The sequence below is a fragment of the Afifella aestuarii genome (assembly GCF_004023665.1).
In the GTDB taxonomy this organism is placed as follows: domain Bacteria; phylum Pseudomonadota; class Alphaproteobacteria; order Rhizobiales; family Afifellaceae; genus Afifella; species Afifella aestuarii.
Genome location: NZ_SAUF01000005.1, coordinates 780,331 through 796,034 on the forward strand (window position 1 = coordinate 780,331; position 15,704 = coordinate 796,034).

The 15,704-nt window shown below is 61.9% G+C and carries 16 protein-coding genes; 5 read left to right on the forward strand and 11 right to left on the reverse strand.

Annotation, left to right across the window (positions count from 1 at the left end):
• Nucleotides 1-4: 4 nt before the first annotated feature.
• The 8 genes from mdcE to EO094_RS17795 all read right to left on the reverse strand — a co-directional run bounded on the left by mdcE (nt 5) and on the right by EO094_RS17795 (nt 8,726).
• Nucleotides 5-898, reverse strand: coding sequence for a biotin-independent malonate decarboxylase subunit gamma (gene mdcE / locus EO094_RS17760; RefSeq protein WP_128294181.1), 894 nt, complete (start codon nt 896-898; stop codon nt 5-7).
• Between the two features lie 34 nt (nt 899-932).
• Nucleotides 933-1,889, reverse strand: a complete 957-nt coding sequence (locus EO094_RS17765) for a biotin-independent malonate decarboxylase subunit beta (protein WP_128294182.1) — start codon at nt 1,887-1,889, stop codon at nt 933-935.
• 11 nt (nt 1,890-1,900) lie between these two features.
• A complete protein-coding gene (mdcC, locus tag EO094_RS17770) occupies nt 1,901-2,218 on the reverse strand; it encodes a malonate decarboxylase acyl carrier protein (protein ID WP_128294183.1) in 318 nt (105 codons plus the stop codon).
• Between the two features lie 17 nt (nt 2,219-2,235).
• Nucleotides 2,236-3,909: a malonate decarboxylase subunit alpha gene (gene mdcA / locus EO094_RS17775; protein WP_128294184.1), complete on the reverse strand. Its 1,674-nt coding sequence runs from the start codon at nt 3,907-3,909 to the stop codon at nt 2,236-2,238.
• Nucleotides 3,910-3,932: 23 nt separating this feature from the next.
• A complete protein-coding gene (locus EO094_RS17780) occupies nt 3,933-4,850 on the reverse strand; it encodes a biotin--[acetyl-CoA-carboxylase] ligase (RefSeq protein ID WP_205649960.1) in 918 nt (305 codons plus the stop codon).
• A gap of 11 nt (nt 4,851-4,861) precedes the next feature.
• Nucleotides 4,862-6,070 (reverse strand): Na+-transporting malonate decarboxylase, carboxybiotin decarboxylase subunit, encoded by a 1,209-nt coding sequence (madB, locus tag EO094_RS17785; RefSeq protein ID WP_128294185.1) that lies wholly within the window; start codon nt 6,068-6,070, stop codon nt 4,862-4,864.
• Nucleotides 6,071-6,192: 122 nt separating this feature from the next.
• Nucleotides 6,193-7,182, reverse strand: coding sequence for a triphosphoribosyl-dephospho-CoA synthase MdcB (gene mdcB / locus EO094_RS17790; RefSeq protein ID WP_128294186.1), 990 nt, complete (start codon nt 7,180-7,182; stop codon nt 6,193-6,195).
• Nucleotides 7,183-8,309: 1,127 nt separating this feature from the next.
• Nucleotides 8,310-8,726, reverse strand: a complete 417-nt coding sequence (locus EO094_RS17795; protein ID WP_092816060.1) for a HutP family protein — start codon at nt 8,724-8,726, stop codon at nt 8,310-8,312.
• Nucleotides 8,727-9,044: 318 nt separating this feature from the next.
• Here EO094_RS17795 and EO094_RS17800 point away from each other — a divergent pair, with 318 nt between their 5' ends.
• From EO094_RS17800 to EO094_RS17815, 4 genes are read left to right on the forward strand one after another with little or no spacing between them, the layout of a single operon-like run.
• On the forward strand, nt 9,045-10,094 hold the full coding sequence (locus EO094_RS17800) for a cysteine synthase A (protein WP_128294187.1): 1,050 nt from the start codon (nt 9,045-9,047) through the stop codon (nt 10,092-10,094).
• A complete protein-coding gene (locus EO094_RS17805) occupies nt 10,091-10,822 on the forward strand; it encodes an alanyl-tRNA editing protein (RefSeq protein ID WP_128294188.1) in 732 nt (243 codons plus the stop codon). The genes EO094_RS17800 and EO094_RS17805 overlap by 4 nt, the downstream gene beginning before the upstream one ends.
• Before the next feature lie 2 nt (nt 10,823-10,824).
• A complete protein-coding gene (gene sseA, locus EO094_RS17810; protein ID WP_128294189.1) occupies nt 10,825-11,673 on the forward strand; it encodes a 3-mercaptopyruvate sulfurtransferase in 849 nt (282 codons plus the stop codon).
• Nucleotides 11,670-12,230 carry a GNAT family N-acetyltransferase gene (locus EO094_RS17815; RefSeq protein ID WP_128294190.1) on the forward strand — a complete coding sequence of 187 codons (561 nt, stop codon included), beginning with the start codon at nt 11,670-11,672 and terminating at the stop codon, nt 12,228-12,230. Before sseA ends, EO094_RS17815 begins: the two co-directional genes overlap by 4 nt.
• Before the next feature lie 169 nt (nt 12,231-12,399).
• Here EO094_RS17815 and EO094_RS17820 read toward each other — a convergent pair whose 3' ends face one another.
• Complete coding sequence (locus EO094_RS17820) at nt 12,400-12,831, reverse strand: MFS transporter (RefSeq protein WP_128294191.1); 432 nt, start codon at nt 12,829-12,831, stop codon at nt 12,400-12,402.
• A gap of 135 nt (nt 12,832-12,966) precedes the next feature.
• Here EO094_RS17820 and EO094_RS17825 point away from each other — a divergent pair, with 135 nt between their 5' ends.
• Nucleotides 12,967-13,479, forward strand: coding sequence for a MarR family winged helix-turn-helix transcriptional regulator (locus tag EO094_RS17825; protein ID WP_164879718.1), 513 nt, complete (start codon nt 12,967-12,969; stop codon nt 13,477-13,479).
• A gap of 3 nt (nt 13,480-13,482) precedes the next feature.
• Here the strand turns inward: EO094_RS17825 and EO094_RS17830 are convergent, their stop codons facing one another.
• Both EO094_RS17830 and EO094_RS17835 read right to left on the reverse strand, forming a co-directional pair.
• A complete protein-coding gene (locus tag EO094_RS17830; RefSeq protein WP_128294193.1) occupies nt 13,483-14,670 on the reverse strand; it encodes an AI-2E family transporter in 1,188 nt (395 codons plus the stop codon).
• Between the two features lie 243 nt (nt 14,671-14,913).
• The gene (locus tag EO094_RS17835; RefSeq protein ID WP_128294346.1) at nt 14,914-15,663 is read right to left on the reverse strand and encodes an amino acid ABC transporter ATP-binding protein; all 750 of its coding nucleotides are present in this window, start codon (nt 15,661-15,663) and stop codon (nt 14,914-14,916) included.
• Between the last annotated feature and the right edge of the window lie 41 nt (nt 15,664-15,704).

Below are 15,704 nucleotides of genomic sequence, written 5' to 3' on the forward strand. Positions count from 1 at the left end.
GTCGTCAGCGAGATGGAGCGTATTTCTCGGCGACTGCTGCGAACTCTTGGTTCATCAGCTTGATCACTTCGGGCCGGACTTTGCGGCCTTCACGCTCTGCACCGAGCTGTCCCCGGCCCCACGGGCCGAGCTTGTCGGCTTCACCGGCCGCCTTGGCGGCACGGATTGCCTTGATGTGCTCGATGATCGTCGGACGCATGCCGTCGATTGTTCCGACCAGTTCCTCGACGCCACCAAGGGCGTAGAAGAAGCGCGGGCCGGCGGCGAAGACGGGATTGCCCTTCGACAATTCCTGCAGCGTCTCGAGGTCCTTGCGGATGATGCGCGACACCGAGGTGAGCGGCATCACGTGGATCATCGTGCCGAAATTGGCATCGAGCGACACGATGTGGTCCGCCTGCAGGCCGTGGCACAGGAAGGCGCCCGAGATCGCCCGGCCGATGACCATGGCAACGATCGGATGACCCGCGAGCCGAGCCTCGGCGAGCGCCAGCTGATAGGCGCCGGTCGCCTTGTTCATGCCGAAGATCTCTTCGACCTTGCCCGGACCGTTTCCTGGGGTGTCGACGATGAGGACGAGCGGACGCTTCTCGGCGACCGACTTGGCCTTGTCGGCTTCGAGGGAGGCATAGACGGCCTGCGCCATCTTGTAGCCCTCCTCCATGCCGATGATGCCGGCATAGACGACAGGGAACTTCTCGTTGAAGGCGTTGGCGTCTGAGGCGATGATCGTCACCGCCTCGCCGTTGAGGGCTGCTGTTCCGACAACGGCACCCGGACCGAATTCGGGATCGTCGAAGGTTTTGGCACCGATGGTGCCCTCGTTGAAGCTGTCGGCGTCGACGATCATGTCGATCGCGTCCCGACCTCTTCCCATCATGGTCTCAGTGGCTTCCATGATTGTCTCCTGATTAAGGGATTTGTGACCGGGCTCAGACCGACAGCCGCTTCACGTCGGCGAGAAACTCGTCGAGCGGAATGTCGGTGAGAGCGACGGGATCGGGATTGCCGGCTTTCGCCCAGACGTCACGGGCATCCTGCGGCTGCATCTCGGCAGCGAGCGCGACGGCACGCAGCTGGCGTTCGACGGCCTCGGGCGAGCCGATGCGGCGCATCTTCTCAAATTCCGAAACCGGAAGAACGGCGAGCTTGGCAACCGCATCGCGGAAGGCGCCGATCATGTTCTGCACGAGGACGTTGCAATCGCCCATGATGTATTTGTGGCGACCGCCCGTGGTGCGGAAGACGAGCGCACGATCGGAAGAATCGAATTCTTCCTTGCCCATCTCCTGTTCGATGACCTCAGGACCGGTCAGGCCAAGGCGTCCGAACTCGCTCATTACGATGGCGTCCGTCGCAGCCGCGACAAAGCCCATGCCACCGAAGCAGCCGACCTTCGAGCCGATGAGCGTGATGACCGGCACCTTGTGGCGTGCCTTCTGCAACTGGTCCATCACCTCGGCATGGGCGAGAAGGCCCGCATTCGATTCATGCAGGCGCACGCCGCCAGTTTCGAAAGAGATGACGACGACCGGCTTCTCCTCGTCGGAGATGTTCGGATAGTCCGCCACCAGCTTGTCGTGGAATTCGATGGCGAGACGGATGGTGTTGACCATCTTCGCGCCACCGACCTCGCCGACGGAACCGCCGATGAAGCGGCCTTCCTGCGAGATGACGAAAACCGGGGTCTTGCCGATCTTGCCAACAGCGGTGACGATCCCGTCGTCGAATTCGACGGCTTCGCCCAAGACTTCCAGGTGCGGGCTGTAGAACCTGTCGAACGGACCCGCGAGTTCTGTGTAGGTGCCCTCGTCGACCAGGCCGACGGCCCGGGCGCGCGCATCAGATTCCAGGAAGCTCTGCTCCTGAAGATCATTCCATTTCGGCATCAGATCTCTCCTTACTCGCCGGTCGCTTCCGCAAAGCCCTGGCGCAGGCGCAGCAGGACCACGGCAGGCGTGGCGTTGTTGTCGTTGATCTCGAGGTGGACATCGCCGAGGAGCGTTTCGGAGACGAACTTCTCCACCACGCGCTTCCACAGGTCGTCGAAGCCAGCGACGGGGGTGACGATGCGGACCGAGACGGCGCCCTTCAGATCCTTGGGCTCCATCAGGACTTCCATGTCGCCCGAACCGACGACGCCGAGATGGATCGGCGTGTCGATCGAATGCGTCACCTCATCGAGCTTGAGGTCGAATTCCAAGGTATTCAAAGCCATGATTCAAAGGTCCTTCGTCACCAGTTGCGGAACCGGGCCGGCGGGTTGTAGAGGCCGCCCGACCAGCTCACGAGGTCGCGGATGTTGCGGGCTGCGAGCAGCGAGCGGTTGGCACGGGAGCGATCGACACCCAGGTCTTCCGGCGTCTTGACGATGCCGGCTTCACGCAGCTGCCGGGTTTCGTCCGGATTGGCCTTGAGGCCGATCTCGGTGTAGCCGGCGACCGCGCGGATGGCGGCCATGCGCGCTTCGATGTCCGCGCAGCGGTTGAGGTAGGCGATGCCTTCCTCGGTCACGACATGGGTCAGGTCGTCGCCGTAGATCATCACCGGCGGCAGATCGAGCTTGGCGTTCTCAGCCAGCTTCCAGGCGTCGAGCTCTTCCACGAACACAGGCGCCCTGCCCTCGCCGAACGTTTCGACACCCTGCACCACCAGGCGCTTGCCGCGCGGCATGTTGCCGATCTGACGATCGAGCGTCGGCATTTCCTTGCCAACCTTCAGCCAGCTGTCGGTCACGTGACGACGGCCCTTGGCATCGCAACCCATGTTCGGCGCGCCACCGAAGCCCGCCACACGCGACGCGGTCGCCGTGGAGGAATTGCCGTATTTGTCGATCTGCAGCGTGCCGCCGATGAACATATCGAGGGCGTAGTGGCCGGCGGTCTGTGCGTAAGCGCGGTTGGAGCGCAGCGTGCCGTCCGGACCCGTGAAGAAGACATCCGGCCGCGCCGCAACGTATTTCTCCATGCCGAGCTCACCGCCGAAGCAGTGGATCGTATCGACCCAGCCCGATTCGATCGCCGGGATCATCGTCGGATGCGGGTTGAGGATCATATGCGTGCAGGCTTTGCCCTTGAGGCCGAGCTCTTCGCCGTAAGTCGGCAGAAGCAGTTCGATGGCCGACGTCAGGAAGCCGATGCCATGGTTGATCCGCTTGACCTCGTATTCGGCGTAGATGCCTTTGAGGCACAGCATCGCGAGGAGGATCTGGCTTTCCGTGACGAGAGCCGGATCACGGGTGAACAACGGTTCGATGAAGAACGGCTTCGGCGACTGCACGACGCCGTCGATCCAGTCGGCCGGGATGTCGACGCGCGGCAGCGTATCGACGATTTCGTTCACCTGGGCGATCACGATGCCCTGACGGAACTTCGTCGCCTCGACGATGGTCGGCGTGTCTTCGGTGTTGAAGCCGGTGTAGAGGTTGCCCTGCCGGTCCGCCTTGTAGGCGCAGATCAGAGACACTTTCGGCGTCAGGTCGAGGAAGTAGCGGCCGAAGAGCTCGAGATACGTATGGATGGCACCAAGCTCGAGCTTGCCTTCGCTGATGAACTTGGCGACGCGGCCGGCCTGCGGTCCACCGAATGCGAAGTCGAGCTTCTTGGCGATGCCGTTCTCAAACAGGTCGAGATGGACCGGGAGCGGCACGGCCGACTGCACCATGTGCAGATCGTGGATCCTCGATTTGTCCACCTTGTTGAGGCATTCGGCCAGGAAGTCGGCCTGCTTCTGATTGTTGCCTTCGATGTTGACGCGGTCGCCGGCGCGGATCACCGCTTCAAGCAGCGCGACCGTATCCTCCGGCTTGAACTGCTTTCCCGGACCAATGTACCGGGAGGCAGCCTCCAACCTCTCTGCAGTATCTGCAGAGCGGCGGTCCCACTTCTTTTCTGTAGAGTTAGTGGACATGGAACAACCTCTGTTTCCTTTTATTAGCGTGAAATGCTCGCAATAGCGGGCGAATGACACGCTTCTCCGTAGTAGAAGCGGTGTAGAGAGCCGCTTCCGTCTCGAATACTTAAGCTGCCGTCAGCGCCGAGGTCGGTTGCGACGCCTCGGCAGCGCGCATCGCCAGCGTCGAAGGAGATCTCCCGCCCGATGGTGCAGGAGCGTGCGATCCAGGCGCGGCGAATGGGGTCGAAGCCCTCGTCTTCCCAGCGCTTCATCCAGCGCTCGACCGAGGCGAGAACCGCCGAGAGCACCGCTTCGGAATCGATCGTCCGACCGGCTTCGATCGCGAGAGATGTGGCGATATTTTCAAGGACCGGCGGGAAGTCGGAGGCCGCGATGTTCACGTTGAGGCCGATACCGGCAATCACGTGAGCCATGTCCCCTTCCGGGGTCAGGACGAGTTCGCACAGGATGCCGCAAAGCTTGCGACCGTCGACGAGGATATCGTTGGGCCATTTGAGCTCGGCCGCGACACCGGTCGCCTGCACGATGGCCTCAGCGACGGCCACACCCAGCACGAGGGTCAGCTGGGAGACTTCTTCAACCGGCCGTGTCGGCCGCAACAGCAGTGACAGAGCGAAACCCTTGCCCGGCTCTGAAAACCAGAAACGCTTGCCCTTCCCCCGGCCCGCCGTCTGATGCGCCGCCACCACCGCGAGACCTGGCGCCACCCCTTCGGCAGCGAGATCCCGGATAAGCCGGTTCGTCGAATCGACGGCAGAGATCCGGTAGACAGGGTCGATCTCGCCGCTCCGACGCTCGACACCGCAATGACTTGCGAGGTCGGCGGGCGTGGCAGCGAGGGCGAAGAAGGTGGACATGGTTTCGTCCGGAGTAAGGGTTTCGATGCTTTGAAAGGTGGCGTCCGGTGTCTGCAGGGTTGGGGGGCGCGCAGACACCGGACGCTCCGTCATCCGACCAGGCCGATCGTCGAAGCGAAGACGCCGACGGCGATGGCGGAGACGATGACGCCGCAGATCGAAGCGCCCATGGCCAGAGGCATAATCATGGCGTAGGGGCTTGCTTCGAAGGCGCAGCGTTGGGCGATTTTGGCTGTGGACGGCATGCAGGAGACACCTGCGATACCTGTGGCCGGGTTGTACTTGCCCTTGCTCACGAGCCAGACCAGCCAGCCGCCACCGATGCCGCCGAGGGCGGAGACGGCGAGCGCCGTGATGCCGAGGACGAGCAGGATGGCCACCCGCGGATCAAGCAGGGTCGAAGCCTCGCAAAGCACGCCGAGCACAAGGCCGAGGAACAAGGTCGACCCGTAGGTGATCGTGTTCTCAAGAAGCTTCTGATACGGCTCGATCTCGGCTTCCTTGATCGCAACGCCCATGAAGAAGGACAGGATCAGCGGAGCGGCGACCGGCAGAAGCAGGCAGAGAAGGCCCGCGGCAACCACGGTGAAGACGAACTTCGCCTGCGGAGACACATCCGGGAAGTCGATCTCGACCTCGAGGCCGCGATACTTCTCAGGCACGAGCCAGCGCACGAGGTACGGATAGCCAGCATAGCACAGCGACAGGTAGAGATAGGCGATGATGGAGATCGGGACGAACAGGTCCTTCGCCATGATCAGAGAGGCGAAAAGAACCATCGGGCCATCAGCACCACCGATCGAGCCGACCGCGGCCGCCTGCCCCGGGGTCAAGCCGAAGTAGTAGCCGATCACCAGCGTGACGAACGTGCCGAGCTCGGCGCAGATCGCAACCGTGATCGAAGCCCAGGGCCGCGCCAGGATGAAGGAGATGTCGGCCATTGTGCCGATGCCCATGAAGAGCAGGCAGGCGACAAGCGAGTTCACGAAGGTGAAGTTGTAGATCGGCTGCAGAAAGTTGATCTGCATGATGTCGACCAGCGGTCCCGTATCGGAGACCATCGGCGCGATGATGAGCGTACCGATCTTGCCGGCCTCGAGGAACATCACGCCGGCGTTGACCGCCATCATGCCGATGCCCATCGGAACCATGATGAGCGGCTCGAGCGTGCGCTTGAAACCGAGATAGGCGAGCGTGAAGCCGAGGATGATCAGGCCGATGCGCGAAAACGCGATAACCGGGTCCTGGATAAAGAGCGTCCCGATACCCGGGAAAATGCTAAGAAGTTGATGTAACATGGTTTTGCCGGTTCATTCGGAAGGCTGGGAGAGGAATTTGGAGATGCCGACGATGACGCCGATCACGCCAAAAGCGATGACGGCAGTGAGGAGGTAGGCCATCCCGGCATAGACAATGATGTTCATGAGATCCTCGGGGGTTTGGGGGAATGACCCGCCGTGAGGGGCTGGTCGGTGAAAGCGGCTCCGGGGGCAGGATGGCCGCTCAAGAGCGCATCGACGCCGAAGGTGATGGCGAGAAGATCGGCCGAACCTCCGGGGCTGATATTTCGGGTGATGCATGCCGCATCGAGACGGCGGATCGCGGCCATGCCGGCCTCGCTCAGCGCCCCACCGAGACGAAGCACCTCGCGGGCTTCCGCACGGACGAAGTCGAGCGCCGCAAAGCCGCCGCGCCACAGAAGCGTCGTGTCTTCGGCGACAGCCATCAAAGAAATGAGGGTGTGAATGAGAGCCGTTTGGACCGACGCTCCCTTTTCGCGCGCCGCCTGGAAAGCCGGCAGCCCAGCCTCGGCGACAGTCGGAAAGCCTGCTTCAACTTCGCCGCGGATGCCTTGGACGCCGTAGCGCTGATAAAGCCACTCGCCGGCAGTCGCCGGTTCGCGATCGGCAAGACTGCAGAGTTCGCGGGCGCAAAGCCCATCGACCATCAAAGCGGCAGTCGCGAAGAGAGCATCGGCGCTCATGGCCGCCGGCTCGCGCGCCAGCAGACCAGCCGCAGCGCTCAAGATACCAGCGGAGAAGAGAAAACCGCGTTGTGTGTTGATGCCGCCTGTCGCGGCAAGAAGCAGGCCTTCATAATGTGAACCGATGGCGCGCACGACCGGCAGAAGGCTGACCACCTGCCCTTCATGACGTTGGCCTGCATCGGCACATTGGAAGAAGCAGGGAGCGATCGCGGCCGAGGACACCATGAAGGTCGAGATGTCCATGTCCCGGTGCGCGCCGTTGGAGCGGGCCGTTACGAGGCCCGGCTTCGGATGCGTCGCGACTTCGAGCAATGCGCCGGCGAGGAATGCCGAACCGATGCGCCAGGCAACGGCGCTCACTCCGGCTTCGAAAGCGGGCGTCTGCTCCGGATTGTTCGCTGTAACTTGCTGAGGGGCTTGCATAATCTCGTACTCATTTCGCCTCCCCAGGCTGCGCTTCGATGACGGTCGTAGCGTGCGCAAAGCCTGCATCGGCGAGTTCGCCGCGTCCGAACGTCGCTCGTAGCGGGCGGCGCGAGGGCGCAATTCCCCGTTGACCCCAAGCGCCCGTAAGCGCCGAAAGCCGCAAGGAGATTCAAGAGTTCACCGGCACGGAGAACACTGAGTCACTGGTGAGGAATGGGTTTGAGCAAAGGATGGAACGAACTCCCCGAAGGGGCGCCCAAGCTGCTCCAGTCACGAGATCACACGCCCCAGAGGGGCTCTGAAGATAGGTGCTCACCTCCGCAAAGCGGTTGGCGTCACCCCTGATCACTGTATCACTAGCTCTCGAAAGAGCAGTACATCTCCGCCAAGCGGAGCATCACATGGCCCGAGGGCCCGTCGAGTTCCCGTATCGGTACCCCCGACTTAAGTCGTATATCTCACTATGGAGCCGAAGAGTCCAGACCTCTGTCTGGCCAACGGTTGCGGCAAAATGGCATCATTATAAGCGAGACGTACAAAGTCGGATTGTTTCGTCTTTTCAGATAATTAAGTTGCCTCGACAAAAATTCTCGGCGGATTCTCCGCACTTCGGCCAGGTTGCGCAGGCAACAAAATTCGACTTCCAAGACGTACACTAAGAGTTTGAAAACGCGACGTTTTCGCGGCTCGTCAGCCCCAAATTGAACATGATTGAGATCGTCGTTTATAATTTTGCACGTACAATTACGTGAACAGAAAACGCCGCGCTCCCTCGCGCCCGCATGCCGACGGGCGTCTCGCTTCGACAGAACGAAGCGGCTCAATCTACGCAATGGACCGGGGTGGCGCAGCAAATGGCCCGCACCTTATCGAAGCAGCATCCGCTCCGAGCCGGCGCACGTCCGCCCACAAAAGGTGGGCCGAGAGAATACCTCTTCCCATCGAGATGGACGGAGGCGAGTTCAACCGACGATCAAGTCAGTCACGCGTCGGTACGGGATCTCCAGCGAAACGAGGCCGCTGAAGACGGAGGGATTTCCAAACTGGGACCGTGAAGCGGACTATGCAGAGCGCGGCCTCCCCCGCCCGCGCCACGCGAATCCGGAAACCGTCAGGCTCCGCCTCTAGAGATGCATCACCCCAAAGCCCATGCGCTCATGGTTCGTTTCGGGGTGGAACGCCGATTCGCCGTGCGCGGCGATGGCAAGCCATCTTCCGTCGGAAACGATAGCCACCTTGAGCTTCAGGCTTGATTCTGCCGCGACGTCCGAGCTGACGCCCTTCAGGCATTCGAGACCCGCGTGGATGACGGCGTGGATTTCGTTGTGATGGTGGTGAATGATGTGGCTCTGAAGCGCGCAGGCGACAAGCGACTTCACGAATGTCTTCGTCACATCCGTGCGGATACCGCTGACAAAGGTGATGCCGAGCTTCAAGCGCGTGCTCGCAGCGATATACTGCTTGAAGACCTCTTCCTCCTCGCGCGAGCTGATCGCAGCAATGATCGCGACCTTACCCAGACGGTCAGGATTGATGTCCATTGGGGGAGTTCCTTGTGCGAGAACATGTCCGGCCCGCGATAACCCAAGGTTATCCCGTGAAACCCTTCCGCTATGCTGCCCCCCAAGGCGTGCAGTCGGGCAGGTGCCGGGAGGCATCTCGATAGGGCGTCACTTGGTTCCAGTAAACCCTAAAGATCGCTCCAGGCTTGCAAGCGAGATTGTCCTTTACGACGGGTGCGCGGGGCATAAATGTGAGCACAGACACCCCGGGGGGAAGGCGCATTTGCCTGCGCTACCCCCATAACTCTGCGGCGCCGCCCCCTGTTCCGCCGAGAGTGCAAGACGCGAGGAGAATCTATGCCCGCTGCCATCACACCGTCCGTGCTGGAAACGATCGGCAACACACCCCTTTTGCGGCTGCGACACGCATCGGAGATGACCGGCTGCGAAATCCTTGCCAAAGCCGAGTTTCTCAACCCAGGCCAGTCGGTCAAAGACCGCGCCGCCCTTGGCATCATCCGCGATGCGGAAAAGCGTGGATTGTTGCAGCCGGGCGGGACCATTGTCGAAGGGACAGCCGGCAATACGGGCATCGGGCTCGCTCTCGTTGCGAAAGCGCTTGGCTACCGGGCCGTCATTGTCATCCCGCAAACGCAGTCTGAGGAGAAAAAGCAGGCCCTTCGTCTGCATGGCGCGCGCCTGCTCGAGGTCCCTGCCGTGCCTTACCGCAACCCCAACAACTACATTAAAGTGTCGGGGCGACTTGCCGAGAGGCTCGCCGCAGAGGAACCCAACGGAGCGATTTGGGCCAATCAGTTCGACAACACCGCAAACCGCAACGCCCATATCGAGACGACGGGTCCGGAAATCTGGCGGCAGACGGATGGCAAGCTCGACGGCTTTATCTGTGCCGTCGGCACGGGTGGCACACTCGCCGGATGCGGCATGGCGCTGAAAGAACGGGACCGTTCGATCAAGATCGGGCTCGCCGATCCCGACGGCGCAGCCTTGTTCAATTACTATGCCCATGGCGAGCTCAAATCCTCCGGCTCATCCATCACGGAGGGCATCGGCCAGGGGCGGATCACGGCCAACCTCGAAGGTGCTGCCGTCGACATGCCGTTCAACATTCCCGATTCGGAAGCGATGAGCGTCCTCTTCGACCTCGTCGAGAAGGAAGGGTTGTGCCTGGGTGGTTCGTCGGGGATCAATGTCGCGGGAGCCATCCGCATGGCCCGCGAGCTGGGTCCGGGCCACCGTATCGTGACCATTCTGTGCGACCATGGCGCACGTTACGCCACGAAATTGTTCAATCCCGACTTCCTGCGCGCTAAGAACCTGCCTGTGCCGACCTGGCTGTCGCAGCCGCCGGCGATCGATATTCCATTCGAGGAGGTGCCCGAGTGAGTGGGCCGACTGAACTTCTCTTTCGCAGCGATGCCTATCTGAAGGAATGCGAGGCGGAGGTCGTCGCCATCAACGATCGTGGCGGCGTCATCCTGGATAAGACCGTTTTCTACGCCACCGGTGGTGGCCAACCGGGCGACACCGGACGCCTTCTCTTCGCCGACGGAGAGGTCGCGATCGGCGCCACCGTCTATGGCGAAGACAAATCTGAGATCGTGCATGTGCCGGCTGGCGAGACAAAGCTCCCTTCAGTGGGCGAGCATGTGAAACTCCTCGTCGACTGGGACCGACGTCACGCGCATATGCGCATGCACACCGCCCTGCATCTCCTCTGCTCGCTGATCGCCTTCCCTGTGACCGGAGGATCGATCGGCGCGGCGGAAAGCCGGCTCGATTTCGATATCGCCGAGGCGGATGCCATCGACAAAGACGCGCTGACCGATGCGCTCAACGAACTCGTGAAAGCTGACCACACCGTGACAACACGCTGGATTACGGACGAAGAACTCGCCGACAACCCGGACCTCGTTCGGACCATGAGCGTGAAGCCGCCGACCGGCTCCGGCAAGGTCCGGCTCGTAGCGATTGGCGCCGATGGTTCGGTCGATCTTCAGCCCTGTGGCGGCACCCATGTGCGCTCCACCGGAGAGATCGGCGCGCTCAAGATTGGCAAGATCGAGAAGAAGGGCCGCCAGAACCGCCGAATCCGTTTGCAGCTGGCGAGCTGACGATGGGCACCATGCTGGTCAGTCCCAAGTGGCTCAACGAGCACCTTGCGGACGAAAAGGTGAAAGTAATCGACGCCTCCTGGTACCTCCCCGCCCATGCGCGCGATGCCAAGGCGGAGTACGGGGCCGGACATATACCCGGTGCGGTCTATTTCGATATCGACCGGATCGCCGATCCCGACACCGACCTGCCGCACATGCTGCCGAGCCGCGAAGCTTTCGCAGAAGCGGCAGGAAAGCTCGGACTGTCGGATAAAGATACGATCATCGTCTACGACGGGATGGGCTGCTTCTCCGCGCCGCGCGTGTGGTGGACGCTCAAAATCTTCGGCGCCGCCGATGTGCGGCTCCTCGAGGGCGGCCTGCCGGCCTGGCGCGCGGCGGGACTGCCGCTGGAGACGGAAACACCCTCGCCTCCCGAAACAACCTTTAACGTCCGGTTCGACCGTGACGCGGTTGCCGATCTCGAGCGGGTGCGAAATGCGATCGCCAACAAGAATGCGCAGGTGGTCGATGCACGCCCCGCGCCGCGTTTCAGCGGCGAAGCGGCCGAACCGCGCCCCGGTCTCAAGAGCGGCCACATGCCAGGCTCTTTCAATCTGCCTTTCGGCGCGCTTTTCGCGGAAGACGGCAAAAGCCTGGCCGAACCAGGCACCATCCGTCGACTTTTCGAGCAAGCCGGCGTCGACTGGCACAGACCCATCATCACATCCTGCGGCTCGGGCGTCACGGCCGCCGTCTTGAGCTTCGCGCTGGCCACTGCGGGCAAGCGGGATGTGGCCCTTTACGATGGTTCATGGGCGGAATGGGGCGGGAGAACCGATACGCCCATCGAACGGGGAAGCGAATGACGCGTCTGGTGCCGACGACCATCACGGATCTGCGGATGAGTGCGCCTCCGCGACACCTTCCCCCGCCCCCGGCCGGCATTCGCCTTGCGCTGATGCGTGCTGAAAACTGCCCCCTGCATTTCTACCGATATCTCTACGCCACGATTGGTCGGAGCTATCTCTGGGTCGAACGGCACGGGCTCGACGATGCGACCTTGGCCGAGCGCATCCACGGCGACGGTATCGAAGTCTGGGTTCTTTACGGGAATGGTGCACCGGCCGGCTTTTTCGAGCTCAACTTCGCCGACCCCACGACTGTCGACCTCGTCTATTTCGGTCTCATGCCCGACTGGAAGGGGCGCCGCATCGGGCCCTGGCTCCTCGGCACCGCCGTCAACGAAGCTTTTTCGCGCGGCGCGGAAGCGGTGACTGTGAATACCTGCACGATGGATCACCCGGCAGCCTTACCGCTTTACCAGCGCCTCGGATTTGAGGCCGTGGGCCGGCGGGAGCATCAGCTTCCGGTCCCGGAAGGCTTCAGCCTGCCGAGTCACGTCCCGCCCGCGAATTCACCGTAAGAGGGAACAATTCGCCGTCGGCGGATTTAGGCGAAGCACGAGCCGGTAACTCGCCACTCTTTGTGACCGAACGGCAGAAACGAATGGGTCCGCCATCGCGGGCCCATTTTCTTTGCGACCCATCTTCCGTAGGCGCTCGCAGCGGACCCGGTCTCCGACGAAGACACGGTCACGAGGCGCGGCCCCCGTCCGGTCTGACGTTCCATCGCGTCGGCAACGCTTCCATGGACGAGATTTCCGATATCGTCGCGTTGCCGAGACCCCACCCGGCTCGGAACGCGACCAGTTCGCCGACCGACTGCGAGGTTCCGGCAAGCGCGGAGAACCCGACGATGAGAAGTGCCCCCACCATCAACGTCTTGCGACGGTCCAACCGGCTGGAAACGAAACCTGTGACCAGCATCATCACCGAGGTGACGAAAAAGTAGCTGGTAAACAGTAGCGATACCTGACTGGGGGATGCGTTGAGCCCCGCTGCGATCGAGGTGAGGATCGGATCGACCAGACCGATCGACATGAAGCCAACGACACAGGCGAAAGCGGTCGCCCAAACGGCTTTTGGCTGATCCATAAAATGGGGAGATGCGGAAGTGGCGGACATGCGGATCCTGAACGTCAAAAACAGGTGTATGATACAGGCATATGCTCGGCCCGCACCCAAGAATAAGCTGTATAATACAGGTATTTTGATAAGGCCGCGCACGAGCGGGAGGCCGGCATGACGGACACGACGGCGGTGATCGAAAAGCTGGAACGCGAACTGGCGTTCTTTGCGCGAAGGCTGGAGGCGGTCCACCGCAAACGCGGCTATCCCCTTGAGCGTGCCCACTATCTTCTGCTGCTGCAATTGCGCGAAGGCCCCGCCAGCGTCACCGACCTCGCCCACCACCTCGACCTCGACGATTCAACCGTCACGAGGCAGATCGCCGCCATGCAGCGGCGGCGCCTGATCCGCCGCGTCAAAAATCCGGCCGACGGACGCAGCACCCTGATCGAGCGCACGCGTCTCGGCGCCGAGAGCGCCGAGACGATGCGCCTGGCAAGGCTTGGACGCATCGAGACGCTGTTTGGCGCCTGGAAGCAGGCCGATCGAGACAAGTTCGCGCAGATGCTCGCGCAGGTGAATCTTGCCCTATCGGACTCGCTCAAGGAGCTGACGGAAGAACTTCCCTCCCCGTCCCCGCAGCAACCCAGGCCGGCACGTCCCAAGTCGGCGCGGCAACCAAAGTCGAAGCCTCAGAAAAAGTGACTATCACCCACTCGGAGAGCTCGCTTCATCGGCGTCATCCGGCTCCTCGACGGTTCGCCGGGGATCGCCGGAGAGAAACTCGGCCACGGCCCCGAGACTCGGGATATTCGTCGCGAAGATCTTGATCGCCACGAGAAGCGGCACGGCCATGAACATGCCGACGAAACCCCACAGCCAGCCCCAGAAGGCGATCGACAGGAAAACCGCCACAGGGTTCATTTCAAGCCGCCGTCCGACCACCATCGGCGTGATGAAATTGCCTTCCATGGCGGTGAAGAAGAGATAGACGAGCGGCGGATAGAAAGCCTCGCCGAGGGTCGGAAACGTGACGATGCCGACCACGGCCGAAAGCGCGATGCCCATCATCGACCCGACATAGGGGATGAAATTCAGCAACGTCGCCAGGATGCCCCAAAGCACGGGATTGGGCATGCCGATGACCCACATGCCCGAGCCGATCGCGATGCCCAGCATCGTGTTGATGAAGGTGACAGTGAAAAGATAGCGAGAAAGCTCGCGCTCAATGTCGTGCGCAATCCGCAAGGCTCGCTTCTTGTCACTGAGCGACGGCATCGAACGCACGAGCTTGACGTAGAAGAGCTCCGAATACGCAAGCAGGAAAAAGAGCAGTACGAGGCAAAGGAGAACGCGCGCCAGGATATCGGGTGTGCTGGTCGCGACATCCGACAAGAGCCCCGGCTCCCGCAGCACCACCTCCTGTGCCGCTCCGGGCGCTGGCCCCCCTTTGCCGGTGGTGAACTTATCCACCTCTTTGGATGCGCGCTGCAGCTGCTCGACGGAACCACGCAGATAGCCGACTTTTCGCTCCATCTCCCGCGCAATGCTGGGCGCGCGATCGACCCACTCGCCGATCGGATCGCTCAGGATGTAGGAGCCGCCGACGAGCATGATGAAGGTTGAGGAGACGAGAAGCGCCCCCGTCACCCATTCCGCGATTCCCCGCCGCGAAAAGAAACGCACCACGGGGCTCAAGACGAGCGCAAACAGGAACGCCAGCACGACCGGCAGGAAGAACCCCTTCGCCAGATAGAGCGAGCCGATTAGAGCGATCAAAAACAGACCCGTAAGGGGCCAGGACGCGCGTTGGCGCTGCGGCTCAAGCGGCGTGTCGGCTTGCTGAGAGGTCGCCTCCGAGGGACGGTCGTCAGCTTCGGAATCGGTTGAAGTCATGGGCCTGGCGGGTGTCTGCTACCCGCTTCAAACGCCCTGCGAAGTCCGCAGTTCCGCCATAATCGCAAGCAGTTTGAATAGCTTCCTACCGGTCTCAGCGCCTGACGAAGCAACTCCCCGCCCTCTGCGCTTCCAACCCGCACAAGCGGCAGGCTGAAGACAGCCGGCAGCGGCTCAGCCACCGAAGGCTTCGACGTGATCGAGCCGCTGCCGGCCTGCCTGAAAACCCAGCCTGCCCGTCGATCAATGCAGAATCTGCGAGAGGAAGAGCTTGGTGCGGTCGTGCTGCGGGTTCGTGAAGAACTGCTCGGGTTCGTTCTGCTCCACGATCTGACCGGCATCCATAAAGATGACCCGGTTCGCCACCTGCCGCGCAAAGCCCATCTCGTGCGTGACGACGAGCATGGTCATGCCGGATTTGGCGAGATCGACCATCACGTCGAGCACCTCTTTGATCATCTCCGGATCGAGCGCGGAGGTCGGCTCGTCGAAGAGCATGATGCGCGGGTTCATGCACAAAGCGCGGGCGATCGCCACACGCTGCTGCTGGCCACCCGAAAGCTGTCCCGGATATTTGTTGGCCTGCTCGGGGATTTTCACCCGCTCCAGGTAATGCATCGCCGCCTCTTCGGCCTCGCGCTTGGGCATCTTGCGCACCCAGATCGGCGCCAGCGTGCAATTCTCCAGGATCGTGAGATGCGGGAAGAGATTGAAGTGCTGGAACACCATGCCGACCTCGCGACGAATCTCGTCAATCTTCTTCAGGTCGTTGGTGAGCTCGATCCCATCGACGATGATGTCGCCCTTCTGATGCTCTTCGAGCCGATTGATGCAGCGGATCATCGTCGACTTGCCCGAGCCCGACGGCCCGCACACCACGATACGCTCGCCGCGACGCACATTCAGATTGATGTCGCGCAACACATGGAACTCGCCGAACCATTTGTTGACGCCGCGCATCTCCACGGCAGGACCGGCGTTCGTATCCATCATGTCGGCCGCACCGTTCTCTTCCGTGGAGACGGGGGCACTGG